General features: G+C 39.6%; 18 protein-coding genes. 7 read left to right on the forward strand and 11 right to left on the reverse strand.

The window, feature by feature from the left end:
* The 11 genes from AXF17_RS09350 to rpmH all read right to left on the reverse strand — a co-directional run.
* A partial coding sequence (locus AXF17_RS09350) for a GGDEF domain-containing protein (RefSeq protein ID WP_330398514.1) occupies positions 1-762 on the reverse strand: 762 nt, incomplete at its 3' end.
* Between the two features lie 23 nt (positions 763-785).
* A complete protein-coding gene (locus AXF17_RS01570; RefSeq protein WP_094233502.1) occupies positions 786-1,961 on the reverse strand; it encodes a ParB/RepB/Spo0J family partition protein in 1,176 nt (391 codons plus the stop codon).
* On the reverse strand, positions 1,954-2,742 hold the full coding sequence (locus tag AXF17_RS01575) for a ParA family protein (RefSeq protein ID WP_094233503.1): 789 nt from the start codon (positions 2,740-2,742) through the stop codon (positions 1,954-1,956). The genes AXF17_RS01570 and AXF17_RS01575 overlap by 8 nt, the downstream gene beginning before the upstream one ends.
* Positions 2,743-2,968: 226 nt before the next feature.
* Positions 2,969-3,676, reverse strand: a complete 708-nt coding sequence (gene rsmG / locus AXF17_RS01580) for a 16S rRNA (guanine(527)-N(7))-methyltransferase RsmG (protein WP_094233504.1) — start codon at positions 3,674-3,676, stop codon at positions 2,969-2,971.
* Positions 3,666-5,612: a tRNA uridine-5-carboxymethylaminomethyl(34) synthesis enzyme MnmG gene (gene mnmG, locus AXF17_RS01585; protein ID WP_269466909.1), complete on the reverse strand. Its 1,947-nt coding sequence runs from the start codon at positions 5,610-5,612 to the stop codon at positions 3,666-3,668. Before mnmG ends, rsmG begins: the two co-directional genes overlap by 11 nt.
* Positions 5,613-5,614: 2 nt before the next feature.
* A complete protein-coding gene (gene mnmE / locus AXF17_RS01590; protein WP_157682518.1) occupies positions 5,615-6,988 on the reverse strand; it encodes a tRNA uridine-5-carboxymethylaminomethyl(34) synthesis GTPase MnmE in 1,374 nt (457 codons plus the stop codon).
* 49 nt (positions 6,989-7,037) lie between these two features.
* Positions 7,038-7,937, reverse strand: a complete 900-nt coding sequence (gene jag / locus AXF17_RS01595) for an RNA-binding cell elongation regulator Jag/EloR (RefSeq protein WP_094233506.1) — start codon at positions 7,935-7,937, stop codon at positions 7,038-7,040.
* Positions 7,937-8,686, reverse strand: a complete 750-nt coding sequence (locus tag AXF17_RS01600; protein ID WP_094233507.1) for a YidC/Oxa1 family membrane protein insertase — start codon at positions 8,684-8,686, stop codon at positions 7,937-7,939. The genes jag and AXF17_RS01600 overlap by 1 nt, the downstream gene beginning before the upstream one ends.
* Positions 8,687-8,699: 13 nt before the next feature.
* Entirely contained in the window at positions 8,700-8,933 is a 234-nt protein-coding gene (gene yidD / locus AXF17_RS01605; RefSeq protein ID WP_094233508.1) for a membrane protein insertion efficiency factor YidD, read from the reverse strand.
* An 11-nt stretch (positions 8,934-8,944) separates the two neighbouring features.
* Positions 8,945-9,283 carry a ribonuclease P protein component gene (gene rnpA / locus AXF17_RS01610; protein WP_094233509.1) on the reverse strand — a complete coding sequence of 113 codons (339 nt, stop codon included), beginning with the start codon at positions 9,281-9,283 and terminating at the stop codon, positions 8,945-8,947.
* 24 nt (positions 9,284-9,307) lie between these two features.
* The gene (rpmH, locus tag AXF17_RS01615; RefSeq protein ID WP_094233510.1) at positions 9,308-9,442 is read right to left on the reverse strand and encodes a 50S ribosomal protein L34; all 135 of its coding nucleotides are present in this window, start codon (positions 9,440-9,442) and stop codon (positions 9,308-9,310) included.
* A 346-nt stretch (positions 9,443-9,788) separates the two neighbouring features.
* Here rpmH and dnaA point away from each other — a divergent pair, with 346 nt between their 5' ends.
* The 7 genes from dnaA to AXF17_RS09115 form a co-directional block, all read left to right on the forward strand.
* Positions 9,789-11,138: a chromosomal replication initiator protein DnaA gene (dnaA, locus tag AXF17_RS01620; RefSeq protein WP_094233511.1), complete on the forward strand. Its 1,350-nt coding sequence runs from the start codon at positions 9,789-9,791 to the stop codon at positions 11,136-11,138.
* A gap of 187 nt (positions 11,139-11,325) precedes the next feature.
* On the forward strand, positions 11,326-12,429 hold the full coding sequence (gene dnaN / locus AXF17_RS01625) for a DNA polymerase III subunit beta (RefSeq protein ID WP_094233512.1): 1,104 nt from the start codon (positions 11,326-11,328) through the stop codon (positions 12,427-12,429).
* A gap of 16 nt (positions 12,430-12,445) precedes the next feature.
* Positions 12,446-13,531 carry a DNA replication/repair protein RecF gene (recF, locus tag AXF17_RS01630; protein WP_094233513.1) on the forward strand — a complete coding sequence of 362 codons (1,086 nt, stop codon included), beginning with the start codon at positions 12,446-12,448 and terminating at the stop codon, positions 13,529-13,531.
* Positions 13,532-13,709: 178 nt separating this feature from the next.
* The gene (gene gyrB, locus AXF17_RS01635) at positions 13,710-15,635 is read left to right on the forward strand and encodes a DNA topoisomerase (ATP-hydrolyzing) subunit B (protein ID WP_094233514.1); all 1,926 of its coding nucleotides are present in this window, start codon (positions 13,710-13,712) and stop codon (positions 15,633-15,635) included.
* Between the two features lie 19 nt (positions 15,636-15,654).
* On the forward strand, positions 15,655-18,150 hold the full coding sequence (gene gyrA, locus AXF17_RS01640; protein ID WP_094233515.1) for a DNA gyrase subunit A: 2,496 nt from the start codon (positions 15,655-15,657) through the stop codon (positions 18,148-18,150).
* Between the two features lie 194 nt (positions 18,151-18,344).
* Positions 18,345-18,761, forward strand: a complete 417-nt coding sequence (locus AXF17_RS01645; protein ID WP_094233516.1) for a hypothetical protein — start codon at positions 18,345-18,347, stop codon at positions 18,759-18,761.
* A gap of 33 nt (positions 18,762-18,794) precedes the next feature.
* Positions 18,795-19,721 (forward strand): DUF3114 domain-containing protein (locus tag AXF17_RS09115; protein ID WP_169711293.1); only part of this gene is annotated, 927 nt, incomplete at its 3' end.

The raw sequence follows: 19,721 nt of genomic DNA on the forward strand, positions 1-19,721 counted from the left end.
CTGGAGTTTTCCGCCATAGTAGTGAGTTCTGTCACCGTTCTTCACTACAGCCTGGTCTCCTCCTCGGCCCATTGCTAGGTCAAGTGCAGCTTCCGCAAGCTCTGTAGCTTCCTGAAGGTTTCTTACACCCATTCCAACTCCGATGCTGAGGCTGACCGGAAAATCATCTTTAGTCTGAATTGCTCTGATTGTATCCAGAATCGAGAATCTTCCCTCAATCAGATTATCAACATCGCGTCTATATAGCGTTGCGAGGTACGTGTCTTCACTGATGCTCTCTATTGCAGCGTTGTTAGACTCTGCCCACTTGCTGAGGATCTTATCTACCTCAGCCGGTACTGTCATCTTGCTGTCCGAAGGTGAGTTTGAAATAAGCTCGTCATAGTTATCGATACTGATATACATCTGACATACATGCTCATCTCTATAGCTCGCTTTCAGAAATTCTCTTTCTGTTACGTTGGTGAAAAAGACTGTAATAATACCGTCTTCTCTCTCATCGCGGCCTGTTTTCAACACAAACACTTGCTCATTGCGCTTTATTCTGACTTCCTCATCCGCATCATTTGCTTCTTCGAGGTCTTCTATTTTATTTCCTGTAAGCGCAAAGAAATTTCCATCTACTATGTCATCATATGCAAATACGTTTTTTATAAGTGAATTTGCGTAGACAACGTTTCCTTCTCTATTGACCATACACGCCGGTACCGGCAAACACTCTAGAAATTCTGCGCCGGCTATACTTCCTGCGTTTCTGTTCATAAATTTTCTACTCCTAACTTTGGCTACTCTACGCCTCTTAGCATATCTATCAGTCTGTTTAATTCGTCCATACTATAGTACTCGATTTCGATTTTTCCAGTTGACGATTTTCCGTTTATGTTAACTTTCGTGCCAAATATCTTTCGTAATTCATTCTCTACTGCAACGATTTCTGCATTAACAGTAGGCTTTCTCTTCTTGCGCTCTGGTCGCGCATCATCTTTTATTTTATCAGTAAGTCGCTCTGCAGCTCTTACTGATAATCCGTTTCTGATAATCTTATCGCATACTTCCAGCTGCTTTTTTTCATCCTTGATTGTTATTATCGTCCTGCCATGCGCAGCAGAGATTTTTCCTTCAACAATCATGTTCTGAATTTTCTCTGGAAGTTTCAAAAGTCTAAGCGAGTTTGCGATATACGCTCTACTCTTGCCAAGCGCATTAGAAACTTGCTCCTGTGTAAATTCAAATCTCTTAATCATCTCATGCAGTCCTATAGCCTCTTCTATAGGGTCGAGATTCTCTCGCTGCATATTCTCGATGATTGCAACAATCATGTTCTGCTTCTCGTCGAAGTTTCTAATTATGCATGGAACCTTCTTAAGTTCTGCAATTCTTGCTGCGCGCCAACGTCTCTCACCAGCTACAAGTTCATATCCGTTCATTGACTTTCTGATGATTAGCGGCTGAATAACCCCGTTTTCCTTAATAGAATTCGCAAGATCTTTCAGCTTCTCTTCATTAAAAGTCTTTCTCGGCTGATCCTTGTTAGGTTTGATATCGTTGATATCAATATATAGAACTCTGTCTTCATCATCTGCTTCAGGCATAGTAGTATTTGAAGTAGTAGCCGGACTTGCGGATGCTTTTGCATCTGCTGCCATACTACTTCTGTTAATTTCTTCATCCTTGTTTATAGATTTCTTTGAAACGCTTTTCTTCTCTGCTTTTGGGGAACTATCATCTGCAGATGTTTTAACTGCTTTAGATTTGGTCTTGGTTGAATTTTTAGCTTTAGACTTTCTGTCAGCTTCAAATCGCTTTCTTCCTTTATCTCCTGTTACATCATCTATAATATCAAGAAGTTTGTCATCGCTGTTTTCCTCTTCGTTTTGTTCCAAGTCTTCTTCGAACAGAGGAGCAGCGTCTGCAAAGAGTGCATCAAGCCCTCTTCCAAGACCACCTTTTCTTTTAGCCATTTTTCTTCTTTCTCCTCTTTTCTCTATCCAGGAACTCTAACGCAAATTTGTTATATGCTTTTGCACCAGCCGACGAAGGGTCATACTTAACAATTGGCATTCCATAACTTGGCGCTTCAGCTAGTCTAACGTTTCTAGGAATTACAGTTGAGAATACATACTTCCCAAAGTATTTCTTAACTTCTTGTACTACCTGAATTGCGAGGTTAGTTCTACCGTCAAACATGCTAAGTATTACTCCTTCAATTTGAAGGTCCGGGTTCATATTCTTTTTCACTAGCTCAACAGTGCTCATAAGCTGACTAACTCCCTCTAGTGCATAGAATTCGCATTGAATAGGGATTAACACGCTGTCAACTGCCGTCAGTGAGTTAATTGTCAGTAGTCCAAGCGAAGGAGGGCAGTCTATGAATATGTAATCATATTCTTCTCTAACCTGCTCGATTGCTTTCTTGAGCCTTCTTTCTCTTCCCTCAATATTTACTAATTCAATTTCAGCTCCAGCTAAATCTACACTTGCAGGAATGATGTCCAGATTAGCTGTCTTCGTTTGAAGGATAGCTTTATGGACATCATAATCTTTATTAACTAATACATCGTATAGAGTATCAGTTAATTTTCTCTTCTTAATTCCTATTCCACTAGTAGTGTTGCCCTGTGGATCTATGTCGATTACTAGAACCTTCTTGCCTTGTACAGCGAGGCAGGCACTCAGGTTTATGTTGGTAGTTGTTTTACCAACTCCACCCTTTTGATTAAATATTGCTATTGCTTTTCCCATATAAGTCTCCTTTTCGAGATTTCACTTGTATAATTATATAGTATTACGTCTTTTCTATCTACAAATCTCACTTATTTCTTGTTATATTTGCGTGAGTTTTTAGTGAAAAATCTTCTCAATGTTTCACGTGAAACAATATGTAGTGGGTAGCCAAAATGTTTCACGTGAAACATTTTGGCTACCCACTACACGATATCAAAATATTAAATTATATATCACAGTATTTCTAACGAATCGGAGTCTTTTTTGCAATCCCCGGCTTGCGTGGAAACCTTTTCGGTGTGCCATTGACCTTTTTTATGAAAATGAGTCTATGTCCAGATATAGCGTTCTTATCCTCTGAAGGATTCTCTATCTTATCGACATTACCACCAAGAACCCTAATAGCGGTCTCTGCAGCAGCAATTTCATATTCTGCACCTTCTCCTTTATATGGAATAAAATATCCACCCTTTTTAACTAATGGAAGACACCATTCAGATAAGATATCTAGAGAAGCAACTGCACGAGATACACACACGTCTATCTTCTCTCGATACTTAACATTGTGTCCCATATCTTCAGCTCTAGTATGAAGAAGTTCAATATTTTCAACTCCGAGTTCAGCAGCAACTTGATCAATTACCTTAAGTCTCTTATTAAGGGAATCTACAAGAATAAACTTTTTATTTGGGTTTGTTATAGCAAGCGGAATACCAGGAAATCCACCACCAGTACCCATATCAACAACGAGCTTAGCTCTCTGAAATTCCTCATAATCGTTACAAACTAGAGAGTCTATAATGTGTTTCTCAAGAAATTCGCCCTCTTCCCTTACTGCTGTAAGGTTAATATGCTCATTGATTTCTAGGATTCTCTGCATATAGTTGACCATCTTGTCAGTCTTGTTGTTCCCATATTTATTATTGAGTTCTGAGACTAAATTATCCTTCATACTCATTCCTCTCGCTTCGTTCAATACTTCTTCTTTCTTTCTCTAGATAGATAAGGAGCACATTAATATCCGCTGGAGAAACTCCACTGATCCTACTTGCCTGACCTATACTAATAGGGTTTATCTCCGAAAGCTTCTGTCTAGCTTCAAGCCTTAAACCGTTGATTTCGTTATAGTTAATATTTTCTGGAAGCTTTTTATTCTCAAGCTTTTTCATCTTCTCAACCTGAACTAGTTGCTTGTCGATATATCCTGCATATTTAATTCTAACCTCTACCTCGTATCTTTCAGCACGATTGAGTTCAGGTCTAGTTTCGTCATCTATTTCCTTCAGTGCTTCATAAGATATCTCCGGTCTTCTGAGAAGATCATAAAACGTAATATTATTATTCGTTGCCTCATGACTGCCTTGAGATACTAGAAATTCATTAAGCTTACTAAATTCAGCATACTTACTTCTTAGTCTTTCTATCTCTCCATCTACAAGTTTCTTCTTTGCGATAAAATTAGAATATCTTTCGTCAGATACTAATCCATACTCATATCCTATCTCTGTCAGACGTCGATCTGCGTTGTCTTGTCTCAGAATAAGCCTAAATTCCGCTCTCGACGTCATTATTCTATAAGGTTCCGTGGTACCTTTAGTCACTAAATCGTCGATTAGAACGCCAATATAAGCCTCGTTTCTTCCGAGAACAAGAGGATTTTCACCATTAATCTTACGAGCAGCATTAATTCCAGCGATAATTCCCTGCGATGCAGCCTCCTCGTAGCCGGAGCTTCCGTTAAATTGACCCGCGCAAAACATATTATCAATAAGCTTACTCTCAAGGCTCGGCTTAAGAGTCGTCGGATCAATACAGTCATACTCGATAGCATATGCAGGTCTAACAATTTCAGCTTGCTCAAGTCCCGGAATTGTACGGTAGAATTTCTCCTGAACATCTTCTGGCAAGTTTGAAGACATTCCTTGAATATACATTTCATCAGTATCCAGACCTTCTGGCTCAACGAACAACTGATGCCTATCCCTATCTTTAAATCTCGAAACCTTATCTTCAATAGAAGGACAGTATCTAGGACCGACACCTACAATATTGCCGGAATACATCGCCGAACGGTCGATATTTTCAAGTATAATCCTGTGTGTTTCGCTATTTGTATAAGAAAGCCAGCACGATATCTGATTTCTTTCGAGATCCTTTCCCTCATTCATAAACGAAAAAGGAATTATTTCATCATCTCCATCCTGCTGCTTCATCCTATCATAGTTTAGAGTCGATGCCAGCATTCTGGCAGGTGTACCAGTTTTAAATCTACGCATCGGAAGCCCATATTCATGGAGCTTGTCCGCAAGCTCCATCGAAGGCGCCAGACCACTAGGTCCACTGTGATAAGCGCTTTCTCCAATAAATATCTTTCCAGCCAAGAACGTTCCTGTACACATAATAACAGCCTTAGCCATGTAAATAGAATTGGTTCTCGTAACCACTCCGCACACCGAACCGTCTTCAATGATAAGATCAACCACTTCAGCTTGCTTAAGGCTGAGTCTTTCCTCATTCTCAATGGTCTTCTTCATCTCGAGATGATATCTCGTCTTATCCGCCTGTGCACGGAGAGAATGAACAGCTGGTCCTTTGGATGTGTTAAGCATCTTGCTTTGGATAAATGTCTTATCGATGTTAAGTCCCATCTCTCCGCCGAGAGCATCTATCTCACATACGAGGTGTCCCTTACCAGTTCCTCCAATTGAAGGATTGCAAGGCATCATTGCCACAGATTCGAGGTTCATGGAGAGCAGAAGTGTTTCGCATCCGATTCTTGCAGCAGCAAGACCAGCCTCGCATCCCGCGTGTCCAGCTCCTACGACAACTACATCGTATTCACCCATCATCCTATATTTATTTGAATTTTTAATTTCCTGCAAATTCATACTTATTTTCCCAAACAAAACTTAGAGAATACCGTATCTAGAATCTCTTCGCTCGCGGTTTCTCCAATTATCTCTCCTAACACCTGAAAGGCATCATGTGCCTCTATTTCAGCAATTTCAAGTGGTTCATTCATGTCTAAAAGTTCTATGCCATGAGCTAGTGACTCACTTGCCCTCACGAGAGCAACTTTGTGCCTCTCATTTGTAACAATATTACCACCGTCACTTTTAACAATTCCTTCTGTAAAAATATGCTCTATAGCCTCTCGTACTTTACCGATTCCCTCGATAGTCTTTACAGTTGTATAAACTACACCAATACAGTTAAGTATGCTTTGAATTTTCTCAATTTCACTTTCAGATATAGCAACACCAAGGTCTTCTTTATTTACTACCAGAAGTACCTGCTTTCTTTCGATATGCTGGGCAATTTCAAAATCCTCGTCTTCGAGACTACCGCTGCCATCGATAACCATAATTACAAGGTCAGCAATAGTAATTTCATTCTTAGATCTTTCAATTCCAATCTGTTCTATAACGTCATCAGTGTCTCTAATTCCAGCTGTATCAACTATAACGATAGGATACCCACCGATTGTAGCACTTTCCTCAATCGTATCACGTGTAGTTCCCGGTATATTAGTTACTATCGCTCTATCATCTCCGAGTAAACCATTCATCAGAGATGATTTTCCTACGTTTGTACGTCCAACAAGCGCTAGCTTTATTCCTTCTCTGGCAAGCTTTCCAAATTCAGAAGATTTAATTAATTTGTCGAGCCTCACTTGCTGCTTCGAAAGTTCCGCTACAAACTCGTCATATGAAACTTGTTCTATGTCCTCATCTGGAAAATCTATATTTACAGCCATCTGAGCCAAAACATCTTTAATGTTATTACGTATAGAAGCGATTTCCTGACCAAGGCTGCCATTAAGCTGGTCAGATGCAATGCTAAGTGGCTTCTCACTTTTTGCTTTTATCAGATCAATTACAGCTTCCGCTTGAGATAGGTCTAGTCTACCATTGAGAAAAGCATTTTTAGTAAACTCACCTGGGTCTGCAATTCTTGCCCCAGCGGAGATTGCACTTCTTAGGATAAGTCTAAGAGATACATTACTTCCGTGTGCCTGAAACTCAACTACATCATCACCTGTAAAAGTATGAGGGGCTTTCATGTATATTGCTACCATGTCATCTATAACTATTCCTTGATTATCCACAGCATGACCATAGTAAACATGACGAGGAATTACCTCATCTGGACATTCACGATATATGCTTTTCATAATGGAAAGTGAATTAGGTCCACTCACGCGAACTATACCTACTCCACCTTCCCCTAGAGGCGTTGCAATTGCAGCAATTGTATCTGCCATAAATTCTCCTGTTTGACGAAAAGAGCCCATCAAAGATGGGCTCTCAGTGTTATTTCTTCTCGATTATAACTCTTCTATAAGGGTCCTTACCCTCACTCCTAGTTGTTACACTTGGATGATTCTGAAGTGTTGAATGAATAACCTTACGCTCGTAAGGATTCATTGGTTCAAGAGTAATCTTTCTCTCGGAGCGCTCCACCTTACCAGCTAGTCTATTTGCAAGACTTATAAGAGTCTGTTCTCTCTTAGCTCTGTAATTTTCAGCGTCCATAACCACTCTTGTGTATCCGCCATTTTCCTTATTAACAACAAGGCCAGCTAGATACTGAACAGCATCAAGTGTCTGTCCTCTCTTACCGATGATTGTACCAGTGTCTGCACCAGTTACATTTACGTAGATAATATCCTTGCCTTCCTTAACTTCGAAATCGAGGTCAATGCCCATCTCTTTGGTGATTTCTTTTAGGAATGCTTCGACTGGATGATCCTGTACCGGTGTGAGCTTATCGACATCAAGAAGTAGAGTTGCTTCAAAATTACCATGATCTTTCTTGCTTCTCTCTCTGTTCTTCTTAGGCCTAGGGGATTTCTTCTTATCTCCCTGTCTAGCACGCTCGCTCGCACGAGCATCCTCAAGCTCTTCCTCTTCGTACTTATCGTAATCTTTTCTGATCTCATCAGGAACAACTACAGTGTTATTCTCAGGAAGACCAGCTAGGATTCTGTCTATATCATCGAAAGTTGCTTTTTCCTTGTGTGCTTTATCAGCACCGTCATTCTTGGGAGTAACTCTCACTTTAGCAAGTTTAGATCCTATACCGAGGAATCCTTTACTTGATTCCTCAAGGATTTCAACGTTGACTTCATCTCTGGTGAGTTTGAGTTCCTGAAGCGCAAGCTCTACGGCTGTGTCGACATCAACTCCCCATTTTTCTGAAGCTTTCATCATTACCCTTTCATCCTTGCTTTCTTCATCTTCTCAAGCTGCTTCTCAGCACGTCTTCTCTTATCTTCAAGTTCCTGCTCTTCCTTGAGCTTTGCACGGAACTTATTCATTCTGATGTTCAAGAAAATCTGAATGAATTGTCCACCTGCCCAATATATTGCAAGTCCAGCCGGATATGCTCTAGCAAGCCATAGAATACTGAGTGGGAAAAAGTACTTCATAATCATGTTCATTGACTTTCCCTGGCCACCCATCATTTCATTCTGACCTGTAAGCTGTTGTGTCATCGCAAAAGAAATATATGTTGATACAGCTGCAGCGATTGGAAGAATCCAAAGGTCAGGCTGTCCAAGGTCTTTAATCCATAGAAATGACTGATGAACAGCAAAAATCATTTTTTCATCAACTATATACTTCATAGGATTTCTGAGAAGTGTGAAAAGACCCATTATAATAGGTAACTGGATAAGCATTGGGAGACAACCTCCCATTGGGTTGAAGTTCTCTTCCCTGTATAGCTTAGTCATCTCTTCGTTCATCTTCTCTTTGTCATTCTTATACTTCTCCTGAATAGCCTTCATCTTAGGCTGGAACGAAGACATCGAAGCTGTCGATTTAATCTGCTTGAAGTAGAGAGGATAGAGGATCAGCTTAACGAGTACCGTTAGTATTATTAGTGAAATACCATAGTTACCAACTAATTTATAAATGAACGTTAGTAAATAACCCAAAGGCACCGCAATAATTCCCATATTCCGTCCTTTCTTATCTTAGAGGATCGTATCCACCGGGATTTCCCGGGTGACATCTAAGTATTCTCTTTATTCCTAAATACGTTCCTTTAAAAGGTCCATATTTCTCAAGCGCCTGTATAAAATACGTGCTACAAGTAGGATAAAACCTACATGTAGATGGGAATAAAGGCGAAATAAATTTCTGATATCCTCTGATGATAATTATCAATATGCGTTTAATAATATTCTTTAAAAGCTTTATCATTTTAAAAGCCCTTACTTGTCTAGAAGATGCTCCGAACGAAGAACTCCGTACATTGATCTTCTGACTTCTTCACATTTGTGATCATTTATAGAATTCCTAGCTATAAAAATTAAGTCGTACCCGCTCTTAACTTCGCACCCCATCAGCCTATAAGCTTCCCTCATAAGTCTTTTAGACCTGTTGCGCTTTACACTGTTTCCAACTTTCTTACTGGAAACATAAGCTATTCTCGAATAATTAAGCCCATTCTTTTTATAGATAATAACCATGAATCTTGAGACTTTTGATTGACCTTTATTGTAGACAACCTTGAAGTCCTGTTGATTCCTTAGCGTTGATTCTTTGAGCATGATCACTTTACCTTCTGTTAGCTATTAAGCTGTAAGGCTCTTTCTACCTCTAGCTCTTCTTCTCTTGAGAATCTTTCTACCGCTTGCAGTTGCCATTCTCTTTCTGAAGCCATGTTCCTTAAGTCTCTGCCTCTTTTTAGGCTGGTAAGTTCTTTTCATTTTTTATTTTCTCCTTCCATATCAACGTTTGATATAATCTAATATAGTTGTGTCTTCTAAATTCCAAAGGCACATACATCATGGTATTATACTTTCAAACCATAACAAAGTCAATGGATACAACATTTTGACAGTGTTCTTTAGGAAAAAATTATTTTAAATTTTTTTTAAATTTTCTCATATACTACATTTAGTGGTAGCTTTAACTTATTAACAAAGTTATCCACAACATGTGTATAACTTTGTTTTTGCTACGTGCTAATACAGTGATTTTATAGGATTCAGAGTTATTGCTGTTGTGGATTTATTTGTGTAAAATATGTTTATTCACTTAGGAGGCAGTATATTGGACACTAACAAGATATGGGATTCATTCATAGAGGAAATCAGGAAGTCCACAAGCAAACTAAGCTTCGACATGTTTTTCTCGGATTTATCACTTTATAAGCTCGATTTTGATAACAATACAATTTACATTCAACTTGAAGACATCAGCATTATCAAATTTTTAAGAGAAAAATACATAGTTCAAATCGAAGAAATATTCTCACGGTTACTCGGGGATGATTTTCAAGTTGTCATAAAATCAAAGGACGAATACAAGAGTAATAAGATTGATAAAAAGAAAAAGGTTAGAAAGTCACTTTACAAAGACAATTCTAAGCTTTTCAATCCTAAGTTTAACTTTGAAAACTTCGTAGTTGGTGGAAACAATAGATTCGCATATGCTGCATCACTTGCGGTTGCCGAGTCACCAGCGGAAGCTTACAATCCTCTTTTTCTATATGGAGGATCCGGTCTTGGTAAAACTCATCTCATGCAGGCCATAGGAATTCAGGTTATTAAGAACGATCCTGCTTCAAATGTTCTTTACATATCATCCGAGACTTTCACGAATGAACTTATTGAGGCGATTAATACGCAGAATACCAATCAGTTCAAGGAAAAATATAGAAATATAGATATTCTTCTCATAGACGATATCCAGTTTTTGGAGGGTAAAGAAGCTACTCAGGAAGAGTTCTTCCATACATTCAATACTTTATATGAGAACAATAAACAAATAGTAATATCAAGTGACAGACCTCCGAGCAACCTACAGAAGCTCGATGAGAGGCTGACGACGAGATTTGGATTTGGAATAACAGCTGACGTTCAGCCTGCTGACTTTGAAACAAGAGTAGCGATTCTTAAAAAGAAGATAGAACTTGCTGATATAGAGCTGGATAGTGACATTGAAGAGGTTTGCAATCTGATTGCTGAGAAAATCAAGTATAATATCAGAGAACTGGAAGGTGCTATGAACCGTATGATAAGCTTCTCAGAGATTATGAACAATAAGATAGATCTTGATTTTGCCAAGATTGTTCTCAAGGATATATATAGAGATACAGATAAAGCAATTGCTCCGGAGAGGATAAGGTCAACAGTAGCTTCTTATTACAATATCAAGGTTTCAGACCTCGACTCGAAGCGCAGAACTGCAGAGATTGCACTTGCTAGACAAGTTGCGATGTACCTGTGCAGAGAGAGTACTGATTTCTCATTCTCTAAAATAGGTGAGATATTTGGTGGTAGAGACCACTCCACTGTAATGAGTAATTGTAATAAAATACAGATTCTGTATAAGGAAGATGAGCTAATCAAATACGACATAGATGAGATTAACAAGAAGCTAAAGAAGCACGATTTATAGGGTAAAATCACTTGTTTTTTTTCAAGTTTATTTATCCATATTTTACTAACTATTTATCATCAGGGGTTATCAATATACTTTTTGAACTAGATGCGAGATAATATAAGCAAAAAGAAAGTTATCCACATTATCAACAGCCCCTACTATTATTACTAAATATATAATATATAAAAGAAAGGGAATTTCGATGAAAATATACTGCACAAGAAACGAACTTAATAGAGCTATTAACAACGCATCTCACTCAATTCCAACGAGAACGCCTTCCCCTATATTAGAGGGAATACTTATTGAAACTAAAGGTGATAGAATGTATCTGACAGCAACAGATACCAACATGACTATTGAGTCAAATATCCCTGTTGATAGTGAAGGTGATGTTTCATTTGTTATAGAGGAAAAGAACTTTGCCAACATCGTTAGTAAGCTTCCTGAAGAGGAGGTTTTGATGGAATATAATCACGAAAAGAACCAGATTAAGATTAACAGCGGTAAATCGTCTTCTACTTTTAATTGTTTTTCAGCAGATGAGTTCCCTAGATTCAATATTGGAGAAGGTAATAAGATTATTCTTTGCAAGAAAGATATCAAAAACTTAATTCGTAAGACTTCATTCTCCGCAAGCGCTGACGAGCTTAACGGAGTACTTACGGGTATCCTCATCGAGCTAGGTGATGGAAATCTTCGCATGGTAGCTGTGGATACATTTAGAATGGCTATTTACAATGCAAAGGTTGATACAGATGAGAAGCTAAGCATCGTGGTTCCTGCAAAACTCCTCGGAGAGGTATCTAAGATTATCAGCGACGATGACAACGATGAGCAGCTATTTATGGAGATTGTGGATAACAAGGTTGTTATGCTTTTTGACAACAACAGAGTAATTCTCAATACACTCAACGGAAACTATATCGATTACAATAGAATCATCAAGGCTGAAACTAATATAAAGATTAGAACTAGCAGAATTGAGCTGATGAAGAGTATCGATAGAGCTGCTATCATAGCTTCCGCACAGAATAATAACCTTATCAAGATGAATATAGGTGAAGATCAGATTGAAATTACCTCTCTTTCTGAAAAGAGCAGCATCAAGGAAATGGTTGAAATCATGAAAGAGGGAGATAACCTAGAGATTGGATTCAACTCAAGATATATGATGGATGTGTTGAAGGTTATCGACGATGAAGAGATCATTCTCAACATGAGTGACAGTGTAAAGCCATGCATCATCACTCCGCTTAAGGGTGACACTTATCTGTATCTAGTACTTCCAGTAAGAATCAACTAGTAATGGGAAACTGTGGATGAGAGTAAATAGTATAAAACTAAAAAATTTCAGAAACTACAGCGAACTCGAAGTAGAGTTCGATAGTAAGCGAAATATAATAATAGGTGAAAACGCGCAGGGTAAGACCAACCTCATAGAGGCTATATATCTCTGCGCGTTTGCGCGTTCTTTTCGCACGAGCAACTCAACTGATCTAATCAAGATTGGGGAAGAGAGCTGCAACGTATCTATCGAAGCTGTTAGCGAGGATATAGAGAAGAAAATTAGCATTACTGTTAATAATCACGGCAAGAAGATGATTAAGAAGGATAATAAGTTTATTAATAGAACTGCAGAGCTTCTTAATAATCTAGTAGTCGTTGTATTTTCTCCTGATGATTTAAGAATCATTAAGGACAGCCCGGAAAAGCGTAGAAATTTCATAGATAAAGAGATAAGTCAGCTCAGACCTAGTTATTTCGAGGCTCTTCGTAACTACAAAGAAGTGCTAAAGCAAAAGAATTCACTTATAAAGCAGCTAAAATCACCTGGAAGTGAACCGAAGATGATGGATATGCTTGAGATATATGATATGCAGCTTGCAAAATACGGTAGTGAAATTATTAAAATTCGCCGCGAATTCGTGGAGATGTTATCAGAGAAAGCTTCTAAGATACAGAACAACATCTCTAAAGGAAGAGAAACTCTGGAGATAAAATACGTTGAATCGATATCTGCCGAGAACATTCTTGATGAAATTATTAATTGCCGCGACCGTGATATTTACAACGGTCACTGCAGTATAGGTCCTCACAGGGATGATCTTGATTTCTACATCAATGGAATAGATGCCAAGAAATTCGGGTCACAAGGACAGCAGCGAACAGTTGCGCTCTCTCTTAAGCTAGCTGAAATTCAGCTTGCCGAGATTATTCTAGGTGAGAATGCGGTCTTGCTTCTCGATGATGTATTATCTGAACTCGACAGAGAGAGGCAGAGTTATCTGCTAAATGAAATTGAAGATGTTCAGCTGTTTCTTACGTCAACAGAGGTTAATTCAGAACTCCTCAAAGGTATGGAAGAAGGAAAGATATTTAACGTAAAAAGCGGTTCTCTTGTATAAATTAGGAACAAAAATCAGAAAATAATAAGACAATAAAACGTATAAAAATAGAATAATATCAAAAAATAAGCGATTTAAGGTAGTTTTATTCTTTTAAAAGGGTGAAACTACCTTTATTGCTATTTTAACGCCTCTATGCTAAAATAAACGGGTTATAAATATAAAAAGGAAGGTCAATATGAGCGCAGAAAATAAGCAAAACAATTATGATGCCTCCCAAATTACCGTACTTGAGGGACTAGAACCTGTAAGGGTTAGACCCGGTATGTATATTGGTAGTACTGGGCCTGCAGGACTTCATCATCTCGTATATGAGATTGTTGACAACTCAGTCGATGAAGCACTCGCCGGGTATTGTAATCACATCACTGTTACGATAAATGAAGATAACTCGATAACCGTTACCGATGATGGACGAGGAATGCCGGTAGACGTTCATCCTAAGCTTGGAATTCCAGCTGTTGAAGTTATTCATACGCAGCTCCATGCCGGTGGTAAATTTGGAGATGGTGGATATAAAGTATCAGGAGGTCTCCACGGAGTAGGTGCTTCTGTAGTAAATGCACTTTCTACTCACATGATTGTAGAAGTTAAGCGTAATGGAAATCTCTATAAGCAGGAGTACGAGAGAGGAAAGACTACTACAAAGCTAGATATCATTGGAACTTCAAAGGAAACTGGTTCAAAGACTACTTTCTGGCCGGATGCAGAAATCTTTGATGAGACAGTATTCGATTATGATACACTGCAGAGACGTATGCGTGAGATGGCTTTCCTCAACAAGGGACTAAGAATTTCTATCGAGGATAAGAGAGAAGGCAGAAATAAGAAAGAGAGTTTCCACTACGAAGGTGGAATCATCGAGTTCGTTCAGTATCTCAACAAGAATAAAGGATTAATCAATAACAAGATTTTCTACTTCGAATATGAGAAGGAAGGATACGAGGTAGAGGTTGCTATGCAGTACACAGACAGGTATAGCGAACTCACACTTTCTTATGCAAATAATATCAACACTATTGAGGGTGGTTTCCATCTAGTTGGATTTAGAGCGGCTCTCACTAGAACTATCAACGATTATGCTAGAAGAACTAAGCTTCTTAAGGATAATGATGATTCGCTCCAGGGTGAAGACGTTAGAGAAGGTCTAACAGCAATTGTAAGTGTTAAGCTGACAAATCCTCAGTTTGAAGGACAGACTAAGGCTAAACTTGGTAACAGCGAGGTTAGAGGATTCGTTGAGAGCAATATGAATGAGAACCTTGCGTTCTTCCTAGATGAGAATCCAAAGGAAGCTAAACTCATTGTTGATAAGTGCCTCAAGGCTGCTCGTGCAAGGGAAGCTGCTAGAAAGGCTAGAGAAATTACTCGTAAGACTTCGGTACTCGAGACGACATCCCTACCTGGTAAGCTTGCAGATTGCTCGGAGAAGGATCCGGCACTTTCAGAGATTTTCTTAGTAGAGGGAGATTCTGCCGGTGGTAGCGCTAAGTCTGGTAGAGACCGTAACCGTCAGGCTGTACTTCCGCTCAGAGGTAAGATTCTCAACGTAGAGAAAGCGAGAGAGGATAAGATTCTTAACTCGGACGAGATCAAGAATATGATAACTGCATTTGGATGCGGAGTAGGAAGTAACTTTGATATCACGAAGCTCAGATATCACAAGATTATCATCATGACCGATGCCGATGTCGACGGTGCGCACATCAGAACTCTGCTGCTCACATTCTTCTACAGATTCATGACACCGCTCATCGAAGGTGGATATGTATATGCGGCTCAGCCACCTCTATTCAGAGTAAAGCAGGGTAAGGAACTTCACTATACTTATTCAGATGTTGAGCAGGAGAAGCTACTCGCTGAACTTAAGGCTAAGAATAAGAATGCGAAGATTGAGATTCAGAGATATAAGGGTCTTGGTGAGATGGACTTTAACCAATTGTGGGAAACTACTATGGATTATAACCACAGAACTCTCGTGCAGATTAAGATTGATGATGCAACTGCTGCAGACGAAATCTTCACAACTCTGATGGGAGATAAGGTTCCGCCAAGAAAGAAGTTCATTGAAGACAACGCAAGATACGCAACACTAGATATTTAATGGACATTAAGGAGATATAATGACTACGCTTTTAGAAGATAGCAAAATCATCACTCATGAAATATATGATGAGATGAAGAATTCTTATATCGACTACGCGATGAGCGTTATTGTCGGACGTGCACTCCCAGATGTTCGTGACGGACTCAAGCCAGTACACAGAAGAATTCTATATGGAATGAGCATCCTAGGTATTACTCCAGACAAGCCGCACAAGAAATCAGCGCGTATTGTCGGAGAAGTAATGGGTAAATATCACCCTCATGGTGACAGCTCAATATACGATGCCATGGTTAAGATGGCACAGGATTTCTCGACGAGATATCCACTAGTAGACGGACACGGTAACTTTGGTTCTGTGGACGGAGACGGAGCGGCTGCGATGCGTTATACAGAGGCTAGAATGTCACCGTTCTCGCTGCAGATGGTTCGCGACATAGAGAAAGACACTGTTGATTTTACAGAAAACTTCGACGGTGAGGAGAAGGAGCCGGTGGTTCTACCTTCGAGAGTTCCTAACCTTCTTATAAATGGATCGAACGGTATCGCCGTAGGTATGGCGACTTCCATTCCTCCTCATAACCTAAGCGATACAATCGACGCTTGTATCAAGAGAATTGACGAGCCAAACTGTAGCACTGACGATTTGATTAAGATTATCAAGGCTCCAGATTTTCCAACGGGTGCGAGCATCCTTGGTAGAGATTCGGCTAGGGAAGCTTACGAGACAGGAACAGGAAAGATTACAGTAAGATCTAAGAGTGAGATTGAGGAAACTGCTCGTGGCAGAATGAGAATTGTAATCACAGAGATTCCATTCCAGGTGAATAAAGCAAGGCTCATCGAATCGATGGCTGACCTCGTTCGTAATAAGAAGGTCGATGGAATTTCGGCTATTCGAGACGAGTCCAACAGAGAGGGAATGAGAATTGTAATCGAGCTCAAGAAGGATACAAATCCTAACGTAATTCTCAACAGACTATATAAACATACTCAGCTACAGTGCACTTACAGTATGATTATGCTCGCACTGGTTAACGGCGAGCCTAAGGTTCTCAAGCTTTACGAGATTATCGATGAGTATCTAAAGCATCAGAAGATTGTAATTACTAGAAGAACTAAGTTCGACCTCGCAAAGGCTGAGGCAAGAGCTCATATCTTGGAAGGTCTACTGATTGCGCTCGACAATATCGATGAAGTAATCAAGGTTATTCGTTCCAGCTACAACGATGCTAAGGAAAAGCTGATGGTGAGATTTGGTCTCAGTGAGATTCAGGCTCAGGCTATCCTAGACATGAGACTTGCTAGACTACAGGGTCTGGAACGCGAGAAGATTGAGAATGAGCATAATGAGCTAATGCAGAAGATTGCTTACTACAAGTCAATCCTAGCTGACGAGCTTAAGCTGATGGGAGTTATCAAGGAAGAGCTTCTCGAAATCAAGCAGAAGTACGGCGACGGCAGAAGAACTAAGATTGTTGCTGATGACGGTGGAATCGATGAAGAGTACCTAATCGATGAAGAGGATGTAGCAGTTACTCTGACACACCTCGGATATATCAAGAGAGTTCCGGAGAACACCTACAAGGCACAGCGCCGCGGTGGAAAGGGAATAGTTGGACTCACGACTAGAGATTCCGACTTTGTAAAGGATCTCATCATCACGTCGACTCACGACTATCTGATGTTCTTTACAGACCTCGGTAAAGTTTACAAGATTAAGGCTTATGAGATTCCTGAAGCATCGAGAACGGCTAAGGGAACTCCAGGTATTAACTTTCTCAACCTCGACCAGGGCGAGCGAGTAACTGCGGTTATACCGGTTAAGGAATTTGCAGATGACAATTACTTAATCATGGTTACTAGAAATGGAACTATCAAGAAGACTCCTATGTCTCAGTTCGATACTAACCGTAAGACTGGACTCATCGCTATTACGCTTAAGGATGATGACAAGCTCATCTCGGTAAGCCAGTCGAGCGGTGAAGAGAGCGTATACGTTGTGACTAAGAAGGGTAAGTCAATCACATTCCACGAGGATGATGTCAGAAGTATGGGCAGAAGTGCCGGTGGTGTAAGAGCTATCACCCTAGATAGGGACGATGAAGTCGTATCGATGGAGCTCGACAGCACAGGAGATCGTGAACTTCTGGTAATGACTAAGAAGGGTTTTGGTAAGAGAACGAGCCTCGACGAGTACAGACTTCAGACCAGAGGTGGAAAGGGCGTTTCAACTTATGATAAGACTAAGTTCTCGAAGACTGGAGAGCTAGTTGGTGCAACACTTGTAAGTAAGGATGATGAAATTATGCTGATCAATTCGAACGGTGTAATTATCAGAATCAGAGCGAACGAGATATCAAAGTCAGGCAGAACGACTCAGGGCGTAAAGATCATGAAGGTTGATTCTGGTGATGAAATCGTATCATTTGCAAAGGTCTTAGATGAGGATGATGCTTCGAAGCCGATGACTAAGAAGGAAAAGGCTGAAAGCGAGCAGATGACGCTGGTTTAGAAACTGAATTGCTGAAAATCACTTTGAAAATTGGTTTTAAATTAATTAAAAGATGAAAAATAGCAGCTGCGTTGCGGCTGCTATTTTTTAGTAGAAAAGATAAAAGTATGATAAAATTAAAAAATAATAATAAAGCATACAGATACTGAAAAGAAGATAATAAAAATAAATAATATGTGAAAGGAAGTAACAGTGTGAGTGCATATTTTTATTTAGACCCGGCAGAAATCAAAGCTCAATGTAGAGAAGCTATAGACAACCTAAACGATGTATCCATGAAGACTATGAATGTAGAGCAGAAGCTAGACGCATTTATCAATAACAACGAACTCGAAGGCAAAGCCTTCGATGCTCTAAAACAGCAGATTGCGGACTATAAGACAGTACTACAAAGTGTCAGATCGCTTATCAAATACAACATAGGTGAATACAAAACCCTCATAAGTAGTGTCGGTGACAAAATTCTAGATGGTGATAAAATCCTTAAAGGACAGGAATATGCAAGAAATAGGATACATGCATATGAGGATAGAGCAAAACGCTGCCGAGAAAATGCGGTTACGTATGCTGTAATTGCTCCATTTGCAGAAAGTCAGAATCAGATTGCCTAGTATTATGACCACCTTGCAAATAATCATCGCATAATGCTCAAATACTGGGAAGAAAAAGAGCAGGAATATTACGATATAGAGAATGCCACAAAGAACCTATTCAGCACCGGAGACAGCACAACCGAACAGATAAACGCAGCCCTGTCGGATCTCGGTAAGTCATTTAGAGCGGGCGCATTTCATCCAAACCTTGCAGCTTCATGGCGAGCAAAGCTAAAGGAAGAGGTAAAGGAGCTGGATGTTATAAACATGTTCGGCATCAAAAGACCTAAGTCAATAGATGACAAAACTTGGGAGAAGTACCAGGAAGATATTACAGTCAAGGTTCTTCTGCTGGAAAAACAAGGCTGGCCAATAGAAAGCATTAAAGAATTTGGCAAGTATTTCAAAGAGATGCTTGGTAGAAAAGGTCAATCCTCTAATATGTCTAAAGCCATCGCATCCTGTTATAGAGATACTCAAATAGTCGGTACTAAAGTATTTGATAACATGTGGTATGCCTGGAAGGCAGAGAGCATATCCGCTTCCGAAAGCAAGAAGAAACTGTCTGTACTGATGAAAATTACAGGGATGGACAGACTGGATGAAAGATCATCAGCAGATCAACTAAGAGCAGTAGCAGATAAGATAAACAAAAATATGAAACCCGATGATAAATTCTGGGGCAGCCTGGCAGGCACCGTAGAAAAAGCATATTATCCAAGCGGCATGAAAGGTGACTTAGGAAAGCAGCTTCATCTGTTTAGGTATGTAATATCTTTTCAGCAGGCAAAATACATAGTAGACAACTACGAAGGCCGAACAGATAAAGAAAAACTAATCAACTATATAGTAAAAGAGAAAATCTGGAACTGGACAGCAGAGGAATCTGCAAGACTTCACCAGAAAGCGTACTACGATTCTGAAAAAGGAAAGTATATTTATCCAGATGGACACAGTTACGCAAATGGAGGAATAAAC

The organism is Mogibacterium pumilum, assembly GCF_002243385.1.
Lineage (GTDB): Bacteria > Bacillota > Clostridia > Peptostreptococcales > Anaerovoracaceae > Mogibacterium > Mogibacterium pumilum.